18 protein-coding genes, 1 tRNA gene and 1 other RNA gene are annotated in these 21,514 nt (G+C 71.7%); 10 read left to right on the top strand and 10 right to left on the bottom strand.

Features of this window, described 5'->3' with window-relative positions:
- Nucleotides 1–8 precede the first annotated feature (8 nt).
- Nucleotides 9–1,223 (bottom strand): PucR family transcriptional regulator, encoded by a 1,215-nt coding sequence (locus GLX25_RS07140; protein WP_166548569.1) that lies wholly within the window; start codon nt 1,221–1,223, stop codon nt 9–11.
- Between the two features lie 14 nt (nt 1,224–1,237).
- A complete protein-coding gene (gene aceE, locus GLX25_RS07135; protein ID WP_166548568.1) occupies nt 1,238–3,964 on the bottom strand; it encodes a pyruvate dehydrogenase (acetyl-transferring), homodimeric type in 2,727 nt (908 codons plus the stop codon).
- 161 nt (nt 3,965–4,125) lie between these two features.
- Here aceE and GLX25_RS07130 point away from each other — a divergent pair, with 161 nt between their 5' ends.
- The 5 genes from GLX25_RS07130 (at nt 4,126) to rnpB (ending at nt 6,815) form a co-directional block, all read left to right on the top strand.
- On the top strand, nt 4,126–4,587 hold the full coding sequence (locus GLX25_RS07130; protein ID WP_166548567.1) for a peroxiredoxin: 462 nt from the start codon (nt 4,126–4,128) through the stop codon (nt 4,585–4,587).
- 64 nt (nt 4,588–4,651) lie between these two features.
- Nucleotides 4,652–4,724 (top strand) — tRNA-Val (locus tag GLX25_RS07125).
- Nucleotides 4,725–4,781: 57 nt separating this feature from the next.
- On the top strand, nt 4,782–5,603 hold the full coding sequence (locus GLX25_RS07120; protein WP_166548566.1) for a Nif3-like dinuclear metal center hexameric protein: 822 nt from the start codon (nt 4,782–4,784) through the stop codon (nt 5,601–5,603).
- Nucleotides 5,604–5,661: 58 nt separating this feature from the next.
- Complete coding sequence (locus GLX25_RS07115; protein ID WP_166548565.1) at nt 5,662–6,399, top strand: zinc ribbon domain-containing protein; 738 nt, start codon at nt 5,662–5,664, stop codon at nt 6,397–6,399.
- A 40-nt stretch (nt 6,400–6,439) separates the two neighbouring features.
- An RNA gene (gene rnpB, locus GLX25_RS07110) (RNase P RNA component class A) lies at nt 6,440–6,815 on the top strand.
- A gap of 28 nt (nt 6,816–6,843) precedes the next feature.
- On the opposite strand, the gene ppgK is transcribed toward rnpB, so the two are convergent.
- Both ppgK and map read right to left on the bottom strand, forming a co-directional pair.
- The gene (gene ppgK / locus GLX25_RS07105; RefSeq protein ID WP_155841647.1) at nt 6,844–7,599 is read right to left on the bottom strand and encodes a polyphosphate--glucose phosphotransferase; all 756 of its coding nucleotides are present in this window, start codon (nt 7,597–7,599) and stop codon (nt 6,844–6,846) included.
- 60 nt (nt 7,600–7,659) lie between these two features.
- Nucleotides 7,660–8,523 carry a type I methionyl aminopeptidase gene (map, locus tag GLX25_RS07100; protein ID WP_155841645.1) on the bottom strand — a complete coding sequence of 288 codons (864 nt, stop codon included), beginning with the start codon at nt 8,521–8,523 and terminating at the stop codon, nt 7,660–7,662.
- Between the two features lie 11 nt (nt 8,524–8,534).
- On the opposite strand from map, the gene GLX25_RS07095 reads away from it, so the two are divergent.
- Nucleotides 8,535–8,720, top strand: a complete 186-nt coding sequence (locus GLX25_RS07095) for an SPOR domain-containing protein (protein WP_155051278.1) — start codon at nt 8,535–8,537, stop codon at nt 8,718–8,720.
- Nucleotides 8,721–8,748: 28 nt separating this feature from the next.
- Here the strand turns inward: GLX25_RS07095 and panB are convergent, their stop codons facing one another.
- Nucleotides 8,749–9,636, bottom strand: coding sequence for a 3-methyl-2-oxobutanoate hydroxymethyltransferase (panB, locus tag GLX25_RS07090; protein ID WP_155841643.1), 888 nt, complete (start codon nt 9,634–9,636; stop codon nt 8,749–8,751).
- Nucleotides 9,637–9,723: 87 nt separating this feature from the next.
- Between panB and GLX25_RS07085 the strand changes: the two genes are divergently transcribed.
- A complete protein-coding gene (locus GLX25_RS07085) occupies nt 9,724–11,061 on the top strand; it encodes a glutamine synthetase family protein (protein ID WP_155841641.1) in 1,338 nt (445 codons plus the stop codon).
- A 13-nt stretch (nt 11,062–11,074) separates the two neighbouring features.
- Complete coding sequence (locus tag GLX25_RS07080; RefSeq protein ID WP_155841639.1) at nt 11,075–14,089, top strand: bifunctional [glutamine synthetase] adenylyltransferase/[glutamine synthetase]-adenylyl-L-tyrosine phosphorylase; 3,015 nt, start codon at nt 11,075–11,077, stop codon at nt 14,087–14,089.
- Between the two features lie 144 nt (nt 14,090–14,233).
- Here the strand turns inward: GLX25_RS07080 and glnA are convergent, their stop codons facing one another.
- Nucleotides 14,234–15,658 (bottom strand): type I glutamate--ammonia ligase, encoded by a 1,425-nt coding sequence (gene glnA / locus GLX25_RS07075; protein ID WP_155841637.1) that lies wholly within the window; start codon nt 15,656–15,658, stop codon nt 14,234–14,236.
- Nucleotides 15,659–15,796: 138 nt separating this feature from the next.
- On the opposite strand from glnA, the gene GLX25_RS07070 reads away from it, so the two are divergent.
- Complete coding sequence (locus tag GLX25_RS07070; RefSeq protein WP_166548564.1) at nt 15,797–16,228, top strand: RDD family protein; 432 nt, start codon at nt 15,797–15,799, stop codon at nt 16,226–16,228.
- Nucleotides 16,229–16,299: 71 nt separating this feature from the next.
- Here GLX25_RS07070 and GLX25_RS07065 read toward each other — a convergent pair whose 3' ends face one another.
- The 3 genes from GLX25_RS07065 to lipB form a co-directional block, all read right to left on the bottom strand.
- Nucleotides 16,300–17,022, bottom strand: coding sequence for a DUF4191 domain-containing protein (locus GLX25_RS07065; protein WP_155841635.1), 723 nt, complete (start codon nt 17,020–17,022; stop codon nt 16,300–16,302).
- An 88-nt stretch (nt 17,023–17,110) separates the two neighbouring features.
- Nucleotides 17,111–18,100 carry a lipoyl synthase gene (lipA, locus tag GLX25_RS07060; protein WP_155841633.1) on the bottom strand — a complete coding sequence of 330 codons (990 nt, stop codon included), beginning with the start codon at nt 18,098–18,100 and terminating at the stop codon, nt 17,111–17,113.
- The gene (lipB, locus tag GLX25_RS07055; RefSeq protein ID WP_155841631.1) at nt 18,097–18,738 is read right to left on the bottom strand and encodes a lipoyl(octanoyl) transferase LipB; all 642 of its coding nucleotides are present in this window, start codon (nt 18,736–18,738) and stop codon (nt 18,097–18,099) included. Before lipB ends, lipA begins: the two co-directional genes overlap by 4 nt.
- A 114-nt stretch (nt 18,739–18,852) precedes the next feature.
- Here lipB and GLX25_RS07050 point away from each other — a divergent pair, with 114 nt between their 5' ends.
- Nucleotides 18,853–20,505, top strand: a complete 1,653-nt coding sequence (locus GLX25_RS07050; protein WP_155841629.1) for a serine/threonine-protein kinase — start codon at nt 18,853–18,855, stop codon at nt 20,503–20,505.
- Here the strand turns inward: GLX25_RS07050 and sucB are convergent.
- Nucleotides 20,502–21,514 (bottom strand): 2-oxoglutarate dehydrogenase, E2 component, dihydrolipoamide succinyltransferase (gene sucB / locus GLX25_RS07045; RefSeq protein ID WP_155841627.1); only part of this gene is annotated, 1,013 nt, incomplete at its 5' end. The two genes, GLX25_RS07050 and sucB, sit on opposite strands and share 4 nt — an antisense overlap.

Genomic DNA, 21,514 nt, shown 5'->3' with positions numbered 1-21,514 from the left:
ACCGCGCGTCAGTTCGACGGACGACGGCGCGGCGTCGACTCGTGGTCGCTCATCGACCCGATGATCAGCGCCGACTGCAGGATCAGCGCCTCGCGCGCGCCCGTGGCATCCCACCCGATCACGTCGGAGACGCGCTTCAGGCGGTACCGGACCGTGTTCGGATGGACGAACAGCTCGCGCGCCGTCGCCTCGAGCGACCGGCCGTTGTCGAGGTAGCTCCAGAGCGTCGTGAGCAGCTCGGTCGAGTGCGCCTGGAGCGGACGGTAGATGCGGTGCACGAGCGTCGCGCGGGCGAGCGGGTCGCCCGCGAGCGCGCGCTCGGGGAGGAGGTCGTCGGCGTGCACCGGCCGGGGCGCGTGACGCCACGACCGTGCGACGGCGAAGCCGGCCAGCGCCGCCTTCGCGCTCTTGGACGCGTCGACGAGGTTGGGGACCTCGTGCCCGAGGACGAGGTGCCCGGGCCCGAAGTTCGACTCGAGTTGCGTGGCGATCTCCATGAACGAGAGCGCGGGCGACGTGCCCACCGACTCGTCGGAGTCGCCGCCGCGCGGCTCGGCCCGCCCGATGACGACGACGAGCCGGTTGCCCTGCACGCCGATGAGGACGTCGGCGTGCATGTGCCGGGCCGCGCGGCGCACCTGGTCGACGTCGAAGAGCTTCGGCGCCGTGCCGACGAGCACCGCGACCTCGCCGTGGCCGTGCCAGCCGAGGGCCGCGATGCGGCTCGGCAGTTCGTCGTCGTACTCGCCCGACAGGATCGAGTCGACGACGAGCGCCTCGAGGCGCGCGTCCCAGAGGCCGCGCGCCTCGGCGGCACGCGCGTAGACGTCGGCGGCCGCGAAGGCGATCTCGCGCGAGTAGAGCAGGATCGCCTCGCGCAGCGGCTCGCCGCCGTCCTTGACGCGCTCCTCGACGACCTCGACCGTGACGCGGATGAGCTGCAGCGTCTGCTGCAGGCTCACCGAGCGGAGGAGCTCTCGCGGCGCCGCGCCGAACACGTCGGCGGCGATCCACGGCGTCGACCGCGGATCGTCGAACCAGGCGATGAACGACGAGATGCCCGCCTGGGCGACGAGGCCCACCGCCGAGCGCCGGCTCGGCGGCATCTCGCCGTACCAGGGCAGCGTGTCCTCCAGACGCTTCAGCGTCTGCGTCGAGAGCTCACCCGAGATGGTGCGCAACCATGCGAGGGTCTCCGCCTTGGTCCTGGGCTTCGTCGCCACCGTCGGAACGCCTGCTAGCTCTCGCCGCCGGCGTTGCCGGTCGTGCCCGCGTTCACGTCGTGGAGCCGGTACCGCTCGATCGCCTGCGCCGGGAGCGAGCGATCGACCTCGCCGCGCTCGGCGAGGAGCTGCAGCGTCCGGACCACGACCGAGGGACCGTCGATCTTGAAGAACCGACGGGCCGCCGGACGTGTGTCGGAGAAGCCGAAGCCGTCGGCGCCGAGCGTCGCGTACTGGCCCGGCACGTACGGCCGGATCTGCTCCTGCACGGCGTGCATGTAGTCGGACACCGCGACGAAGGGTCCGCGGGCGCCCGCGAGCTTCTGCGTCAGGTACGGCACGTGGCGGTCGGCCTCCGGGTGGAGGAAGTTGTGCTCGTCGGCACGGAGGCCGTCGCGCGCGAGCTCCGACCAGCTGGTCACCGACCACACGTCGGCCGAGATGCCCCAGTCCTGCGCGAGCAGGTGCTGCGCCTCGATGATCCACGGAACCGCGACGCCCGAGGCGAGCAGCTGGGCCTTCGGGCCGTCGCCCGAGCCCTCCGCGATGCGGTGGATGCCGCGGACGATGCCGTCCACGTCGACCGACTCGGGCTCGGCGGGCTGCACGAGCGGCTCGTTGTAGACCGTCAGGTAGTACATGACGTTGGGGTCGGCGTGGCTGCCGCCGTACATGCGGTCGAGGCCCGACCGCATGATGTGGCCGATCTCGTAGCCGTAGGCGGGGTCATACGAGACGACCGCGGGGTTCGTCGCCGCGAGCAGCGGCGAGTGGCCGTCGGCGTGCTGCAGGCCCTCGCCCGTGAGCGTGGTCCGGCCGGCCGTCGCGCCGATGATGAAGCCGCGAGCCATCTGGTCGCCCGCCGCCCACATCGCGTCGCCCGTGCGCTGGAACCCGAACATCGAGTAGAAGACGTAGATCGGGATGAGCGGCTCGCCCTGCGTCGAGTACGACGTGCCGACGGCCGTGAACGCCGCGAGCGCGCCGGCCTCGTTGATGCCGACGTGGACGATCTGGCCCTGCGGGCTCTCCTTGTAGGCCAGGAGCAGCTCGCGGTCGACCGACGTGTAGTGCTGGCCCATCGGGTTGTAGATCTTCGCGTTCGGGAAGAACGCGTCCATGCCGAAGGTGCGGGCCTCGTCGGGGATGATCGGCACGATGCGGTTGCCGAAGTCCTTCGACCGCATGAGGTCCTTCAGGAGCCGGACGAACGCCATGGTCGTCGCGATCTCCTGCGTGCCCGACCCCTTCTTCGCGATCGCGTACGCCGAGTCGTCGGGCAGCGAGATCGCGGTGTGGTTCGACCGGCGCTCGGGCAGGTAGCCGCCGAGCTCGCGGCGACGCTCGTGGAGGTACTGGATCGCCTCGTCGTCGTGGCCGGGGTGGTAGTACGGCGGGAGGTAGGGGTTCTCCTCCAGCTGCGCGTCGGAGATCGGGATGCGCATGGTGTCGCGGAACGTCTTCAGGTTGTCCAGCGTCATCTTCTTCATCTGGTGCGTCGCGTTGCGCCCCTCGAAGGCCGGACCGAGGCCGTAGCCCTTGATGGTCTTGGCGAGGATGACGGTGGGCTGGCCCTTGTGCTCGGTCGCGGCCTTGAACGCCGCGTAGACCTTGCGGTAGTCGTGGCCGCCGCGCTTGAGGTTCCAGATCTGCTCGTCCGAGAGGTCCTTGACGAGCTCGAGCGCGCGGGGGTCGCGGCCGAAGAAGTTCTCGCGCACGTACGCGCCGGACTCCGCCTTATAGGTCTGGTAGTCGCCGTCGGGCGTCACGTTCATGAGGTTGCGCAGCGCGCCGTCGTGGTCGCGTGCGAGCAGGTCGTCCCACTCGCGGCCCCAGACGACCTTGATGACGTTCCAGCCGGCGCCGCGGAAGAAGCTCTCGAGCTCCTGGATGATCTTGCCGTTGCCGCGCACGGGGCCGTCGAGCCGCTGCAGGTTGCAGTTGATGACGAAGGTGAGGTTGTCGAGGCCCTCGTTCGCGGCGACCTGGAGCTGGCCGCGGCTCTCGACCTCGTCCATCTCGCCGTCGCCGAGGAATGCCCAGACGTGCTGGTCGGAGGCGTCCTTGATGCCGCGGTTGGTGAGGTACTTGTTCGCCTGCGCCTGGTAGATCGCGTTGATCGGGCCGAGTCCCATCGACACGGTCGGGAACTGCCAGAACTCGGGCATGAGCCGCGGGTGCGGGTACGACGAGAGGCCCGCCGGCGCGTGCGACTTCTCCTGGCGGAAGCCGTCGAGCTGGTCGGTCGAGAGCCGTCCCTCGAGGAACGCCCGGGCGTAGGTGCCGGGGGAGGCGTGACCCTGGACGAAGATCTGGTCGCCGCCGCCCGGGTGGTCCTGGCCGCGGAAGAAGTGGTTGAAGCCGACCTCGTAGAGCGCGGCCGACGACGCGTACGTCGAGATGTGGCCGCCGACGGCGATGCCGGGTCGCTGCGCGCGGTGCACGGTCATCGCGGCGTTCCAGCGGATCCACGCGCGGTAGCGCCGCTCGAGCTCCTCGTCGCCGGGGAACTCCGGCTCGTTCTCCGGCGCGATGGTGTTCAGGTAGTCCGTGGTCGGCACCATCGGGACGCCGAGGTGGAGCTCCTTGGAGCGCTTGAGCAGGCTGAGCATGATCTCGCGCCCGCGCTGGTGGCCCTTCTCGGCGACGAGGGCGTCGAGGGACTCCGCCCACTCGTTGGTCTCCTCCGGATCGGAGTCCATCGCCTCGACCGAGTACGGGTCCTGGTCGTTGACAGTCACACTCGACCTCTCTCTTCAGCAGATCGTGCCTCTTGACCGTGCGTTGCGCACGACGAAGACCGGGTCACGGTCGGGGGGCACCACGCCATCCTAGTGATTCTACGGGGCGGCATGGCGGGCTAGGCTGGCGCGCGTCCAGACGGAACCCGAGGGAGGCGCTCGTGATCCTCGGCCACGGGGCGCTCGCCCCCGGATTCGCACTGCCCGATCAGCACGGCGCGCCGCAGCGCCTCGGCGATCGGCGCGGCATCCGGCCCGTGGTCCTCGCGTTCGTGCCGTTCGCCTTCTCCCGCATCTGCACTCGCGAACTGGGCGAGCTGGATGCCGCTCTGCCGATGTTCGAGGCCGCGGGCGCCGAGCTGTTCGTCGCCTCGGTCGACTCGAAGCACGCGCTGCGAGCATGGGCGGAGGAGGAGCACATCGGGCTGACCCTCCTCTCCGACTTCTGGCCGCACGGCGCGGTCGCGCGTGCCTACGGCGCCTTCGACGAGGCGGCCGGGTTCGCGCGGCGCGCGTCGTTCGCGATCGGTGCCGACGGCGTCATCCGCTCGTCGTTCGAGGCTGCGCCCGGGGAGGCGCGCCCGCTCGAGGCGTATCGCGAGGCTCTCGCATCGCTCGGTTAGGCGAGGGCGAGCGGATGCCGCGTCCGCGCGACGCTACGATCGAAGTGCCGCCGCACGCGGCGAGGGGCCTTTAGCTCAGTTGGTAGAGCGCCACGCTTACACCGTGGATGTCGTCGGTTCGAGCCCGGCAGGGCCCACCGTCGATCGATCACCCTCGACCGGGCCGGAGCCCGCGGCGGCGATAGGGTGAGTGGGTGCCAGTCCGCCTCGCCGACGTCCTCTCGACCGTGGAACGACTCTGGCCTGCTGCCGGCGCCGAGCCGTGGGATGCGCCCGGGCTCGTGACCGGCGATCCGTCGCGCGACGTCGAGCGCGTCCTGCTGACGGTCGACGCCGTCGCGGCGACCGTCGACGAGGCCGTCGCCTCCGGCGCCGACCTGGTCGTGGCGCACCATCCGCTGCTGCTCCGCGGCGTCACGTCGATCGCGGAGGACCGCTACAAGGGCGCGCTGCTCGCGAAGCTCATCCGCGCCGACTGCGCGCTCGTGGGGGCGCACACGAACGCCGACATCGTCGAGACCGGCACCTCCGCGGTGCTCGCCGAGCGCCTCGGCCTCGTCGAGGTCGCTCCGATCGTGCCGAACGCGACGGATGCCGCGCGCGGACTCGGTCGCGTGGGGCGCCTCGCCGAACCGACGACGCTCGGCCGCCTCGCGCGCCGCCTCGCGGACATCCTGCCGCCCACGGCGACGGGCGTGCGCGTCGCCGGCGGGTTCGACGACCCCGTCGGGACCGTCGCCGTCTGCGGCGGTGCCGGCGACTCGCTCCTGTCGCACGAGGCCGTGCGCACCGCCGACGCGTACGTCACCGCCGACCTGCGTCACCACCCGGCCTCCGAGGCCCGCGAGCAGGCGATGCTCGGCGGCGGCCCCGCACTCGTCGACGTCTCGCACTGGGCGAGCGAGTGGCTCTGGCTGGATGCCGCTGCCCGGGAGCTCCGCGAGGCGCACCCCGAGCTCGAGGTCGTGGTGAGCGACCTCCGCACCGACCCGTGGGACTTCCAGGTCGTCCAGTGACCCGTCCGACGCCGAACGCCCAGACCTCGATCCACCCCGAACCCACGAGGAGCACCACGTGAAGGCCAGCCCCGCCGACCAGGAGCAGCTGCTCCGCCTCCAGGCCGTCGACACCCGTCTGCAGCAGCTCGCCCACCGCCTCCGCTCACTGCCCCAGACGGCCGAGCTCGCCTCGCTCGCGGAGCGCGACACCGCGGTCCGCGGCCGGCGCGCCGAGGCGGTCGGGACCCTCGAGGACGCACGGACCGAGCTCGGACGCATCGAGTCCGACGTCGAGGTGGTCGAGAAGCGCATCGCGCGCGACGGCGACCGGCTGACGCACACCTCGTCGCTGAAGGACGTCCAGGCGCTCGAGGCCGAGCTCGCATCGCTCCGGAAGCGCCTCAGCGACCTCGAGGACGCCGAGCTCATCGTGATGGAGAAGGTCGAGGAGGCCGAGGCCCACGTGGCCGGAATCGATCGCGAGCGCGCCGAGCTCGCCGAGTCGACGGCGTCGCTCGAGGCGGCCCGCGACGACGCGGCCGGGGGCCTCGGCACGGAGCGCGAGCAGGCCGAGCGCGATCGGGCGACCCTCGCCGGGACGATCCCCGACGACCTGCTGCGCTTCTACGAGGACCGCCGGGTGCGCGGCGGCGGCATCGGCGCGGCGCTCCTGCGCCAGCGCACGTGCGGCGGCTGCACGATCACGCTCACCGGGTCCGACCTCGAGGCCGTCCGTCGTGCCGCCGACGACGAGGTCGTGCAGTGCCCGGAGTGCGACCGGATCCTGGTCCGCACGGCCGAGTCGGGACTCTGAGCGACGCGCCGCGTTCGGGGCGGTAGCCTTGAGGAGCGAGCGGGTCGGCAAGACGGCCGCGTCGCCCGAGCGATCGGGCGCCGAGGAACGTCCGGGCTCCGCAGGGCAGGACGGTGGGTAACGCCCACCCGGGGTGACCCGCGAGACAGTGCCACAGAAAGCAGACCGCCACGGGCTTCGGCCCGCGGTAAGGGTGAAACGGTGGGGTAAGAGCCCACCAGCGGCCGCGGTGACGCGGTCGGCTCGGTAAACCTCGTCCGGAGCAAGGCCAGACAGGGGACCATGGGGCGGCCCGTCCCGTCCCCGGGTAGGCCGCTGGAGGGCTGCGGTGACGCAGCTCCGAGAGAGATGGCCGTCCAGCCGGTGTCGCGCAAGCGCCCGGTGAACAGAACCCGGCGTATCAGCCGGCCCGCTCGCCTCGCCCGCCCCGCGCGGGCACGCGGTTCAGAACTTCGCCGCGAGCGCGGCGGCGCCGAGGATGCCCGCGTTGTTGCGGTGCACGGCCGGCACGATCGGCGTCTTCAGGTCGAGCAGCGGCAGGAAGTGCTCGTGGTGCTTCGACACGCCGCCGCCCACGATGAACAGGTCGGGGGAGAACAGGAACTCCACGTGCGCGTAGTAGCGCTGGAGCCGCTCCGCCCAGTGCTTCCACGACAGGCCCTCGCGCTCCATCACGGAGTACGCGGCGCGCGTCTCGGCGTCGTGGCCGTCGATCTCGAGGTGCCCGAGCTCGCTGTTCGGCACCACGACGCCGTCGAAGACGAGCGCCGAGCCGATCCCGGTACCGAGCGTCGTGAGGATGACGAGGCCGTCCTCGTCCTTCGCGGCGCCGAAGTTCGCCTCGGCGTAGCCGGCGGCATCCGCGTCGTTGATGAAGTGGATCTCGCTGCGGAGCTCCTTCTCGAACATCTGCTCGGCGTCGAGGCCGATCCACTCGTCCGAGACGTTCGCCGCGGACAGCGTGCGACCGTGCTTGACGATCGCGGGGAAGCACACGCCGAGCGGGAGCGACGTGTGGCCGCGGTCCGCGACCTCGGCGAGGAGTTCGCCGGTGGCCTCGAGGATGTCGGCCGGCCGGCCGCCGGGCGGCGTCTTCACCTTGATGCGGTCGGTGACGAGTTCGCCGGTGCCGAGGTCGACCACCGCACCCTTGATGCCGGTTCCGCCGATGTCGATGCCGATCGCGCGTTCAGTCGCCATGGCGCCACGATACCGCGCGGGCGTCGCGAGTCCGCGCCCGGCTCGGGCCCGTCGACCCGCTCAGGGCAGGGTCAGGATCTCGGCGCCGCGCTCGGTGACGACGAGCGTGTGCTCGAACTGCGCGGTGAGCGACCGGTCGCGGGTGACGACGGTCCAGTCGTCCTCCCAGAGGTCCCACTCGGTCGTCCCGAGCGTCAGCATGGGCTCGATCGTGAACACCATGCCGGTCTCGAGCACCGTCGTGGCGTTCGGGTCGTCGAAGTGGGGGATGACGAGCCCGGTGTGGAACGCGCGCCCGACGCCGTGGCCCGTGTAGTCGCGCACGACGCCGTAGCCGAAGCGCCTGGCGTACGACTCGATGGCGCGGCCGACGACGTTCACCTGTCGACCGGGGGCGACGGCGCGGATGCCGCGGGCCAGCGCCTCGCGCGTGCGATCGACGAGCAGCCGCGCCTCCTCGTCGGCCTCGCCGACCACGAAGGTGGCGTTCGTGTCGCCGTGCATGCCGTCGAGGTAGGCGGTCACGTCGAGGTTGACGAGGTCGCCGTCGGCGAGGACGGTGTCGTCGGGGATCCCGTGGCAGATCACCTCGTTCACCGACGTGCACGAGGACTTCGGGTACCCGCGGTAGCCGAGCGTCGACGGGTAGGCACCGCGGTCGATGACGTGCTCGTGCGCGATCCGGTCGAGTTCGTCGGTCGTCACGCCGGGACGGATGGCGGCCGCGGCGGCCGCGATCGCGCCGGCCGCGACGCGCCCGGCGGCCCGGATCCGCTCGACCTCGGCGGGGGAGTAGCGGTCGCCGCGCGTGTTCGGCGACGGCGCCGCGCGTCCCACGTACTCGGGTCGCGGGATCGACGCCGGGACGGCGCGCAGGGGTGAGAGTCGGCCGGGGATCAGGCGACCGGCGGGGTCCTTGGGCATAGGATCAGCCTATGTCGAGGGACGTGGAGCATCAGTTCTGGTACAACCTCAACACCGGTGAGGTCGAGGAGGGATTCGTCTCGCCGGCCGTCGAGCGCGTGGGTCCGTTCGAGACGCGCGCGGAGGCCGAGCAGGCGCTGGAGATCCTCCGTGCCAACAGCGCGAAATGGGCCGAGGAGGACGCCGCCGAGGAGTGACGCCCGGCCCGGCGGGCCCGGTGGCCGCTCAGTAGGAGTGCTCCTCCGTCGGGTAGGCGCCCGAGGCGACATCCGCCGCCCACTCGCGCGCCGCGTCGCCGAGGATCCCCGCGAGGTCCGCGTACTGCTTGACGAACCGCGGGATGCGCCCCGTGGTCAGCCCGGCCCAGTCGGTCCACACGAGCAGCTGCCCGTCGCAGTGCGGGCCGCCGCCGACCGAGATGGTCGGGATGTGCAGCAGCTCGGTGACCTGGCGTGCGGCGTCGGCCGGCACCATCTCGAGCACGACGGCGAATGCGCCCGCGTCCTGGATCGCCTGCGCGTCGGCGAGCAGCTGCTTCACGCCCTCGCCGCGCCCCTGGATGATGTGGCCCCCGAGGCCGTGCTCGCTCTGCGGCGTGTAGCCGATGTGCGCCATCACCGGGATGCCGGCGCCCACGATCCGGCGGATCTGCTTCTGGCTGCGTTCGCCGCCCTCGAGCTTCACCGCGTGCGCGCCGGCCTCCTTCATGAAGCGGATGGCGGTGTGCAGCGCCTCGTCGGGCCCGTTCTCGTACGAGCCGAACGGCATGTCGGCGATGACGAACGCGCGCTCGACCGCGCCGGCGACGGCGCGCGTGAGGGGGATAAGCTCGTCGACCGTGACGGGGAGGGTCGTCTCGTAGCCGAGCACGTTGTTGCCCGCCGAGTCGCCGACGAGCAGGAAGTCGATGCCGGCCCGGTCGAAGATGCGCGCGGTGAGCTGGTCGTAGCTCGTCAGTCCCGTGATCTTGATTCCGTCGCGCTTGGCGGTCTGGAAGTGCCGCGTGCGGACGCGCTTGGGGCCGCTCGCGGCACTCGACGCCCCGCCGTAGGGGTTCTCGGCCACAGGGGCCTCGGAGGGGGTCGCTGCGCCGTCGGATGCGTGGTCGGACATGGCGCCAGTCTCGCACAGCACCGCCGTCATCCGGGCGGGACGGCCGGGCCCGACCGACTACGCTGAGACCATCGAGGAAGGGTGTGCATGGACAAGCAGCGCGACTTCGTTCTCCGGACCATCGAGGAACGAGGAGTCAAGTTCGTCAGGCTCTGGTTCACCGACGTCGTCGGCACGCTCAAGTCGGTCGCGATCGCGCCGGCCGAGGTCGAGGGCGCGTTCACGGAGGGCATCGGCTTCGACGGCTCGGCGATCGAGGGCCTCAGCCGCACCTTCGAGTCAGACCTGCTCGCCTACCCCGACCCGACCACCTTCCAGACGCTGCCCTGGCGGGGCGACATCGACCCCACGGCGCGCATGTTCTGCGACATCACCACTCCCGACGGCGAGCCGGCCGTCGCCGATCCGCGCAACGTCCTCAAGCGCACGCTCGCTCGCGCCGCCGACGCCGGGTTCACGTTCTACACGCACCCCGAGATCGAGTTCTACCTCCTGAAGTCGTCGAAGTACGGCCCCGAGGGCCCGCAGCCGGTCGACTCGGCGGGATACTTCGACAACGTCCCCGGCGGCACCGCGCACGACTTCCGCCGCCGGTCCGTCCGCATGCTGGAGGACCTCGGCATCTCGGTCGAGTTCAGCCACCACGAGGCCGGACCCGGCCAGAACGAGATCGACCTCCGCTACGCCGACGCGCTCACGACCGCCGACAACATCATGACCTTCCGCACGGTCGTGAAGGAGGTGGCGATCGAGCAGGGCGTGTACGCGACGTTCATGCCGAAGCCGTTCTCGGACAAGCCCGGTTCGGGCATGCACACGCACCTGTCGCTCTTCGAGGGCGATGCGAACGCCTTCTACGAGCCCGGCGCGCAGTACCAGCTCTCCAAGATCGGCCGCCAGTTCATCGCGGGCCTGCTCCGTCACGCGAACGAGATCTCGGCGGTCACGAACCAGTTCGTGAACTCCTACAAGCGTCTCTGGGGCGGCGACGAGGCGCCGAGCTTCATCTGCTGGGGCCACAACAACCGCTCGGCGCTCGTCCGCGTGCCGCTCTACAAGCCGAACAAGGGCCAGAGCGCACGCGTCGAGTACCGCGCCATCGACTCCGCGGCGAACCCCTACCTCGCCTTCTCGCTGCTCCTCGCCGCCGGCCTCAAGGGCATCGAGGAGGGCTACGAGCTGCCCTCCGAGGCCGAGGACGACGTCTGGGCGCTGACCGACAGCGAGCGCCGGGCGCTCGGCTACCGGCCCCTTCCCGCGAGCCTCGACCACGCGATCGAGTACATGGAGACCTCCGAGCTCGTCGCCGACACGCTCGGCGAGCACGTCTTCAACTACGTGCTCGCGAACAAGCGCGCCGAGTGGCGCGACTACCGGACGCAGGTCACGCCGTTCGAGCTGCACCGCAACCTCGAGATCCTCTGACGGTCGGCACCGGATGACGCGCACCGCCCCGACCCTCGGTGCGCTCGCGCGCGCCGGCTTCGACGACCTCGATCTCGCGGCCGGGCAGTCCACCGATCTCGCCGAGGCGGCGGGCATCGAGCCGGAGGGACTGGTCGACGCGCTCGGCGCGGCCGCCGACCCCGACCAGGCGCTCGCGGAGCTCCGCCGACTCCACGAGCGCGCCCCGGAGCCGATCGCTGCGCTCCTCCGCGATCCCGCCGCGCTGGACCGCGCCGCTCGCCTCCTCGGCGCGTCACGCGGCTTCGCCGAGTTCTTCCTCCGGAACCTCGACGAGCTGGCGCTGCTGCACGACCAGCCCGCACCGCCGCCGTCGGAGGCCGAGGCCGCAGACGAACTCGTCGCGGCCGCGGCATCCGTCGACGCACCGCTCGCGCAGCAGGCGGATGCCGGCGCGCGGGCGTTGCGCGTCCGCTACCGGCGCCTGCTCGCCGGCGTCGCGATCTGGGACCTCACCCGCGCGGACGCCGTCGACGCCCTCGACACCGTCGCATCGGGGCTCGCCGACCTGGCCGGGGGAGCGATCGAGGCCGCCATCCATCTGGCACGGAGGCTCGCCGCACGCGGCGACGGCGAGCCGGCCGCGCCGGGCAGGTTCCCGGCGGCCGAGGTGGCCGCGACGCGGCTCTCGGTCATCGGCATGGGCAAGGCCGGCGCTCGGGAGCTCAACTACGTCAGCGACGTCGACGTCATCTTCGTCGCCGAGTCCGCCGACGAGGACGTGGTCTCGACGCCACGCGCACTGGAGATCGCGACGAGGCTCGCGATGACGATGATGCGCGCCATCGGCGAACCCGGGATCGAGCCGCCGCTCTGGGAGGTCGACCCGAACCTGCGGCCGGAGGGCAAGGACGGCGCGCTGGTGCGCACGCTCGAATCGCACCTGCAGTACTACGACCGCTGGGCGAAGAGCTGGGAATTCCAGGCGCTGCTCAAGGCCCGGCCGCTCGCGGGCGATCGCGACCTCGGTGCGCGGTACGCGGCGGGCGTCGCGCCCAAGGTGTGGTCGAGCTCATCGCGCGAGGGCTTCGTCGAGTCGGTCCAGCGCATGCGGGAGCGCGTGACCGACCACATCCCGTCCGACGAGGTCGACGTCCAGCTGAAGCTCGGGCCGGGAGGTCTCCGCGACATCGAGTTCACGGTGCAGCTCCTGCAGCTCGTCCACGGTGCCACCGACGAGACGATCCGCCAGGCCGGAACCCTTCCCGCCCTCGCGGCCCTCGCCGAGCACGGGTACGTCGGTCGCGAGGAGGCCGCCGAGTTCTCACGCGACTACCGGGTCCTCCGTGTCCTCGAGCACCGGCTGCAGCTCGCGCGCCTGCGCCGCACGCACCTCATGCCGCGCGACGACGCGGAGCGGCGGGTCCTCGCGCGCGCGTCCGGGCTCGCCCGGACGGCCGGCGAGGTCACCGACACCTGGCAGGCGACCCGCCGTCGAGTGCGCGGCCTGCACGAACGCCTGTTCTACCGTCCACTGCTCTCCGCGGTCGCCGCCCTCCCCGCAGACGGGCTCGAGCTCACGAGCGCGCAGGCCGAAGCCCGTCTCGCCGCGATCGGGTTCCAGGACCCGCGCGGCGCTCTCGCCCACATCGCCGCGCTCACCGCGGGCGTGTCCCGCCGCGCGACGATCCAGCGCCACCTGATGCCGGTGCTCATCTCGTGGTTCGCGAGCGGCGCCGACCCCGACTACGGCCTGCTCGCCTTCCGACGGGTCAGCGACGCGCTCGGCACCACGCACTGGTACCTGCGACTCCTGCGCGACTCGTCCGATGCGGCGCTGCGGCTCACGCGCGTGCTCTCCGGTTCCCGCTTCGCGGGCGAACTGCTCGAGCGCATCCCGGAGGCGGTCGCGTGGCTGGAGGACGTCGAGGAGCTCCGGCCGCGTCCGCTCTCGGCACTCCGCGAGGAGGGCGACGCCGTCCTGGCTCGCCACGGCGACCTGGAGGCCGCGGCCAAGGTGCTGCGTGCCATGCGACGCCGCGAGGTGCTCCGGCTCGCCCTTGCCGCGATCCTCGACGTCTGCACGGTCGAGGAACTCGGCCACGGGCTGAGCGACGTCGTCGAGGCCCACCTGGAGTCGCTGCTCCGGGCCATCCGACGCGGCGACGACGGCATCGAGTTCGCCGTCATCGGCATGGGGCGGTTCGGCGGAAGCGAGCTGGGCATCGGCTCGGACGCCGACATCCTCTACGTCTACCGGCCGACCACCGCCGAGCCCGACGCCGCCCACACCCGGGCGCTGAAGATCGTGTCGGAGCTCGTGCGCACGAGCGAGGACGCCCGACTCCCGTTCGAGCTCGACGCCGGACTCCGCCCCGAGGGACGAAACGGGGTGATCGCCCGCTCACTCGAGGCGTACCGGGCGTACTATGCGCGCTGGTCGCTGACGTGGGAGGCGCAGGCGCTGCTCCGCGCGCGCGGTGTCGCCGGCGACCGGCCGCTCATCGACGACTTCACCGAGCTGGCGGACACCGTGCGCTACCCGAGCGGGATCGCCGACCAGGAGGTCCGCGAGGTCAAGCGCATCAAGGCGCGCGTCGAGAACGAGCGCCTCCCGCAGGGGGCCGATCCGACCCGGCACCTGAAGCTCGGGCGCGGTTCCCTGAGCGATGTCGAGTGGTTCGTGCAGCTCATCCAGCTCGAGCACGCCGCAGACGTCCCGGCACTCCGGACGACCTCGACGCTCGATGCGCTCGCGGCCTCCGTCGCGGCGCGCCTGCTCGACCCGTCCGACGCCGAGACCCTCCGCGCGGCCTGGATCGTCGCCTCGCGCGCGCGTTCGGCCCTGACGCTCTGGCTCGACAAGACGACCGACGTGCTTCCGGTCGAGCGCACGCAGCTCGAGGGCGTCGCGCGCATCATGGGCTACCCGCCCGGCTCGGCCACGGCCCTCGAACACGACTACCTCGCCGTCACGCGTCGCGCGCGGGCCGTCTTCGAGCGCGGCTTCTACGGCGTCGAACCGCGCCGCGAGCCGACGGTCGGCTGAGGCGCGTCCGTCCTGATCCTGCCCCGGCCCTTCGCCGATCGTCGCGCGCCGTCCTGACGTCGTGCTCGTCCGGGACGACACGAGGGCCCGTGTCGCAGAACGCGACACGGGCCCTCGGCTCTCTGGGGGGATGGGGGAGAGAGACTAGACGCCGAAGTAGAGCTCGAACTCGAACGGGTGCGGACGCTGGGCCAGCGGCTTCAGCTCCTTCTCGCGCTTGTAGTCGATCCAGGTCTCGATGAGCTCCTTGGTGAACACGCCGCCCTCGAGGAGGAAGTCGTGGTCGGCCTCGAGCGCGTCGAGCACGGCGTCGAGCGAACCCGGCACCTGCGGGATGGCCTTGGCCTCCTCGGGCGGGAGCTCGTAGAGGTCCTTGTCGACGGGCTCGTGCGGCTCGATGCGGTTCTTGATGCCGTCGAGGCCGGCCATGAGCTGCGCGGCGAAGGCGAGGTACGGGTTGCCCGAGGCATCCGGCGCACGGAACTCGATGCGCTTGGCCTTGGGGTTCGTGCCCGTGATCGGGATGCGGATCGCGGCGGAACGGTTGCCCGCCGAGTACACGAGGTTGACCGGGGCCTCGAAGCCCGGCACGAGGCGGTGGTACGAGTTCACCGTCGGGTTGGTGAAGGCGAGCAGGGCGGGGGCGTGACGGAGGATGCCGCCGATGTACCAGCGAGCGACGTCCGACAGGCCGCCGTAGCCGGCCTCGTCGTAGAACAGCGGCTTGCCGTCGTTCCAGAGCGACTGGTGCGTGTGCATGCCCGAGCCGTTGTCGCCGAAGAGCGGCTTCGGCATGAACGTCGCCGTCTTGCCCCACTCGTTCGCCGTGTTCTTGACGATGTACTTGAACTTCAGGATGTCGTCCGCCGCGTGGACCATCGTGTCGAACTTGTAGTTGATCTCACCCTGGCCGGCGGTGCCGACCTCGTGGTGCGAGCGCTCGACCTCGAGGCCGGCCTCCATGAGCTTGAGCACGATGTCGTCGCGGAGGTCGGCGTGCTGGTCGACCGGCGAGACCGGGAAGTAGCCGCCCTTGTAGGCGGTCTTGTTGGCCAGGTTCCCGCCCTCCTCGGCGCGGCCCGAGTTCCAGGCGCCCTCGCTGGAGTCGACCGAGTAGAAGCTCGCGTTCTGCTTCACCTCGTAGCGGACATCGTCGAAGATGTAGAACTCGGCCTCGGGGGCGAAGAAGGCCGTGTCGGCGATGCCGGTCGAGGCGAGGTACTTCTCGGCCTTCTTGGCGACCTGGCGCGGGTCCTTGCCGTAGATCTCGCCGTTGCGCGGGTTGTAGATGTCGAAGACCATGATGAGCGTCCGCTCGGCGCGGAACGGGTCGACGTAGGCCGTCGAGACGTCGGGGATGAGCTGCATGTCGGACTCGTGGATCGACGCGAAGCCGCGGATCGAGGAGCCGTCGAAGAGCTGGCCGACGGTGAAGAAGTCCTCGTCGACGGTGGAGGCCGGGATGTTGAAGTGCTGCTGCACGCCCGGGAGGTCGGTGAAGCGGATGTCGAGGAACTTGACGTCCGTCTCCTTGATGAACTTGAGGACTTCGGAAGAATCACTGAACATGTGACGGTGCTCCAAGGGAAGGTTGGGGACGAGGACGCAGTCGTTCGACCGGTTGCGACGCTATCCGGGCGGGGTTTCCCTGCCATGACACCGATGTTTCGAGCGTGTTACACGGTGGCCGATCGGTAGACTCGTCCGGTGCCAGACCCCGCGAACCCGACCGGCGACATCCCGCCCAGCACCTACCCCGGCGAACGGCTCGGCCTCCCCGAGGAGGGCACGGGGTCCGTCGGCCGTGTCGGTCGCCGCATCGCGGCGATCATGGTCGACTGGCTCATCGCGAACGTCATCGCCTTGCTCGTCGGGCCCTACGCATCGACGGCACAGTCCTGGGCGACGCTCGGGATCTTCGCGCTGATGCAGGTGATCTTCATCCCGACGATCGGCGGCAGCGTCGGCCACCGGCTGCTCGGCATGCGCGTGGTCCCGATCCGCGGCGGCTGGGTCGGCCCGTGGCGGCCGGTGGTCCGCACGCTCCTGCTCGTCGTCGTCGTTCCCGCGCTCGTCTGGGACTCGGACCAGCGCGGATTCCACGACAAGGTCGCGGGCACCGTCCTCATCCGCGCCTGATCGGCCCTCCGGGCCGCAGACGGCTGCGGCATCCGCTCTCGTGAACGGATGCCGCGGGACGTCGTCGCGGGTCAGCGCATGCGACCGCGCTGCGGGCGCACCCGCATCGGGTCGACGCCCTTCGGGATGGGCAGCGGCGCCTGGAGCGAGTTGAGCCGGTTCGTGACCGCGAGTACCTCGGGCTTGGTGAGGCTGCGCTTGGTCTTCCGGAGCGTCGCGGCGAGTCGGTGCAACTCGACCGAGCCCTCCTCGTGTCCGACCGAGAACGTGGTCACGGGCACGTTCGGGAGCACGCGCTCGACCTTGCGCTTCTCGTCGGCGAGCATGCGCTCGGTCCGCGAACGGGGCCCTTCGCTGATCAGCGCGACGCCGCCGCGCCCGACGGCGCGGTAGACGGCATCCTGCGTCTTGCCGTTCACGGCCACCGGCATCTCGTTGCCGACCCAGCTGCCGCGGAGCCCGCTGCGGAGGACCGCGCCGACCGCACCGGGCTGGCCGTCGATCTGCGAGTAGGCCGCGCGCTCTGCGCGGCGGCCGAGGATCACGAGGGCGATCAGCAGGCCTGCGAGGACGCCGGCGATGATCCAGAGCGCGATCGTGAAGCCGTTCCCACCGCTCAGCCACAGCGCGAGGCCGAGGCCGACGGCGACGGGCGCGAGGAAGCCGAGGAGCATGAGCCACTGGGCGCTGGAGTCGTAGCGGCGGGTCATCTGGAAGACCTGCCACATCTGCTTCATGCGGCCGGGCTCCTTCGGGGGCTTGGGAGCGGACCCGGCGTCCTTCGTGCGTGCCATGCCTCAAGGATACCGGCGGCGGAGGGGCCGCTCGGACCGCGAGCGCGGATCCGAGCGGCCCCGATGGCACCCGTCGTTCAGGCGTCGTTCAGCCGACCGCCTGCGCGAAGCCGAGCGAGGCGTCCGCGAGGTGCGCGAGCTCCGGCGGGAGCTGGCGGCCCTTCGCCTGCATGGACTGCGCCCAGAGGCGTCCGGCGCGGTAGGAGGAGCGGACGAGCGGACCGGCGAGCACGCCGAGGAAGCCGATCTCCTCGGCTTCTGCCTTGAGCTCGACGAACTCCTCCGGACGCACCCATCGCGCCACCGGCAGGTGCCGCGGGCTCGGACGGAGGTACTGGGTGATCGTGATGATGTCGGTGCCGGCGTCGTGCAGGTCGCGGAGCGCCTGCGACACCTCCGCGCGTTCCTCGCCCATCCCGAGGATCAGGTTGGACTTCGTGATGAGGCCCGCGGCGCGTCCCTGCGTGATGACGTCGAGCGAGCGCTCGTAGCGGAACGCCGGACGGATCCGCTTGAAGATGCGCGGGACGGTCTCCACGTTGTGCGCGAACACCTCGGGCCGCGCGGAGAACACCTCGCCGAGCAGGTCCGGGTCGCCCGAGAAGTCGGGGACCAGGATCTCGACTCCGGTGCCGGGGGACTGGGCGTGGATCTGGCGGATCGTCTCGGCGTACAGCCAGGCGCCCTCGTCGGGCAGGTCGTCGCGGGCGACGCCCGTCACGGTCGAGTAGCGCAGCTGCATCCGCACCACCGACTCGGCGACGCGGCGGGGCTCGTCGACGTCGTAGTCGGCCGGCTTGCCCGTGTCGATCTGGCAGAAGTCGCAGCGACGCGTGCACTGGGAGCCCCCGATGAGGAAGGTCGCCTCGCGGTCCTCCCAGCACTCGTAGATGTTCGGGCAGCCCGCCTCCTGGCAGACGGTGTGCAGCTCCTCGGACTTGACGAGCTGCTGCAGCTGCCGGTACTCCGGCCCCATCTTCGCGCGGGTCTTGATCCACTCGGGCTTGCGCTCGATCGGGGTCTCCGCATTGCGGACCTCGAGGCGCAGCATCCGCCGCCCGCCGGGATCGGCGCTCATGCGACCACCGCCGGTGCGAACTCGGCGTCGAGCCGGGCCTGCACCGCGCTCGCGACGTCGGCAGGCGTCACGGTGCGACCGAGGACGCGCGACATCGTCGTGACGCCGGCGTCGCGGATGCCGCACGCGACGATCTTCGCGTACGGATCGAGCGAGTTCGAGCAGTTGAGCGCGAACCCGTGCATCGTGACGCCCTCGGCGACGCGGATGCCGATCGCGGCGATCTTCTCCTCGACTCCGTCGCGGACGATCCAGACGCCGGAACGCCCGTCGACGCGGCGGCCGTCGATGCCGTACCCGGCGAGGACGTCGATGAGCACGCCCTCGAGCCGTCGGACGTAGCCGACGACGTCGATGGGTTCGGCGAGGCGGAGGATCGGGTAGCCCACGAGTTGGCCGGGCCCGTGCCAGGTGATCTTGCCCCCGCGGTCGACGTCGACGACGGGGGTGCCGTCGGTCGGCCGCTCGTCGGGAGACGTCCGCTTGCCGGCGGTGTAGACCGGCTCGTGTTCGAGGAGGATGACGGTGTCGGGTCGCTGACCGGAGACCACCGCCTGATGGACGGCGCGCTGGAGGGAGAGGCCCTCGCTGTACGGCACGGAGTTGGCGCTTAGCCCCGTGTCGACGTAGTCGAGCATGGGGTCCAGTCTAGGCGGCGTCCCGTCCTCCACCGTCCGGTGGCTTCCGCGGGGATCCCGGGCGGAGGCGAGGAGCGCTCCGCGCGGCGGTCGGTCCGGGCAGGATCGGGCGACATGCCCCCTCGCTCGCGTCGCGCGCACCGATCCGTCGGCCGCCGCACCGTCCCAGCCGTTCCCGCGCCACGCGCCCCGCACGCCCCGAGCACGACGGACGCGATGCTGGCGGGCTACCGGATCCTCCGGAGGCTGGCGTCGGGCGAGCGCGCCGACGTGCACCTCGCGGTGGTGGGGAGGCCCCCGATCGCATCCCCGGACGAACCCGAACCCGAGCCCGTGCTCGTCGTCGTCCGCGTCTACGATCGCTCCGCCGACGACGAGGCGATCGCGAGGGAGATCGACGCGATGGAGCACGACCCGACGTGCACCGTGCCACGGCTCCTCGACGTCGCGACGCTTCCCGACGGTCGTGCGTGCCTCGTCGTCGAACGGATCGGCGGGCGAACGCTCGCATCGATGCTCGACGGCGCGCACCTCTCGCCCGGCCAGGTGGTCACCGCCTTGGCTCCGCTCCTCGTCGCCGTGCGCGAACTCGGTCGCCGCGGACTCGTGCACAGCCGACTCGCACCGTCGGACGTGCTCGTCGACGAGGCCGGGCGTCCGCGCCTCATCGGGCTCGGCGCGCTCGCGCGGACCGATGCGCGAGTGCCCGCCTCGGAACGAACCGAGCACGCCCGGCGTGCGCACGCCGCGCTCGTCGACCTCATGGAGGCGGTCGTGGCGGGGTCGATCGCGCCGGCGCGCTTCGGTCCGCCGATCGAACTCGCGCGGGGGATGCTGCACGGCCGCCCGTTCGCCCCCGACCACGAGACGATCGAGCGGGCGCTGTTCGCGATCGCCGAACCGGTGCCGCTCATCGTCCCGCAGCGGTCGGCACCGGGCGGATCGCTGCCCTCGCGGGTGCCGCCGGCGGTGGCCGGAACGGACCGGGTCGAATCGGATGGGGGAGCGCTGCACGCGTTTCCATCGACGACGGAGCCGCCGAGGCTCGCCCTGCCGGAACCTGTGGTCCCGCCGGTCCTCCCGTCCCGCCGGAGCACGGCGCGTCGCCTCGCCGAGTTGGCGCAGTTGCCCGGCATCGCCGACGGGCTGGAGGGAACGCTCGACGAGGGCGCCGCAGCCGCCCTGCGCCGGCGGCTCCGGGGATGGATTCGACGCCGTCCGGCGGTCCTCGCCACGGGCGGGTTCGTCGGCGCGGGGGCGCTCGTGCTCCTGCTCACGGCCGTGCCGCCCGCCGCGGCGGGCGACGCCGCGCCGACGGTAGCCGACTCCGCAGCCGACACACACGCGAACGCGTCGACGGATCCGACCTCCGACCCGACGGCCGAGGCGGCCTCCGAGGCCGTCGGAGACGGGACGGACGTCGTCGCACGGGACGCATCCGGAGAGATCGAGGCCGAAGGGATGGATCCGGCCGCGGTGGCGGCCGCCCTGCTCGAGATCCGCCAGGGGTGCCTCGCCGGCCGGGATCTGGCCTGCGTCGCGGCGTACGCCCAACCCGGCGCGCCGATCGAGGCCCGGGACGTCGCCGCGATCGCGGGCGGCGAGTCGATCGGCCCGGGACCGGCGGACCTGTCCGCGATCTCCGTCACCGCCGACCTCGGCGACGCCGTCGTGGTCAGCGTGCCCGGCGCCGATGGACGCGAACCGGCCTCGCTCCTGATGATGCGGAGCGAGGCCGGTTGGCGTCTGCGGGAGTGGTTCGACTAGATGCCGAGGTCGCCCTCGAAGTCGCCCTCCTCGAGGCGTGCCTTGACCGCCGTGAGGAAGCGGGCGGCGTCGGCACCGTCGATGATCCGGTGGTCGTACGACAGGGCGAGGTACACCATCGAGCGGATCGCGATCGCGTCGGAGCCGTCTTCGGAGATCACGACCGGGCGCTTGACGACCACGCCTGTGCCGAGGATCGCGGTCTGCGGGAGGAACACGACCGGGGTGTCGAACAGCGCGCCGCGCGATCCGGTGTTCGTCAGCGTGAAGGTGCCACCCGCCAGCTCGTCGGGCTTGAGCTGGTTGTTGCGCGTGCGCTCGGCCAGGTCGGCGATCTGACCGGCCAGGCCGGCGATGTCGAGTTCGCCCGCGTCGCGCACGACCGGCGTGAGCAGGCCGCGCTCGGTGTCGACCGCGATGCTCAGGTTCTCCCGCTCCGGGTAGACGATGGCGTCACCGTCGACCGTCGAGTTGATGATCGGGTAGGCGCGCAGCGCCTCGACGGCGGCGAGGGCGAAGAACGGCAGGAACGAGAGCTTCGTCCCGGTCTTCTCCTGGAACGTGCCCTTGACGCGGTCCCGCAGTCGCGCGACGCGCGTGACGTCGACCTCGACGACCGAGGTGAGCTGTGCCGTCGACTGCATCGAGACGACCGCGCGCTCGGCGACGACCTTGCGCAGTCGCGTCATGGGCTGCGTGGTGCCGCGCAGCGGCGAGGTCTCGAGCGGCTGGCGCTCGGCCTTGGCGGCGGGGGCCTCGGCGGCTGCGGCGGGGGTGCCCGCCGAGAGCACGTCCTGCTTGCGGATCCGCCCGCCCACGCCGGTGCCGGTGACCGAGGCGAGGTCGACGCCCTGCTCGTTGGCGAGCTTGCGGACGATCGGGGTCACGTAGCCGGAGGTGCCGGCGTGCGCGCCGCCCTGCGGCTGCGCGGAGGCCTCCTGCTGCGGGGCCGGGGCCTGCGGCTGCGCCGGGGCCTCCTGCTGCGGAGCCGGGGCCGGGGCCTGGGCCT

Source organism: Agromyces luteolus (assembly GCF_009729855.1).
Lineage (GTDB): Bacteria > Actinomycetota > Actinomycetes > Actinomycetales > Microbacteriaceae > Agromyces > Agromyces luteolus.
This window is presented reverse-complemented; position numbering and strand designations above follow the sequence as displayed.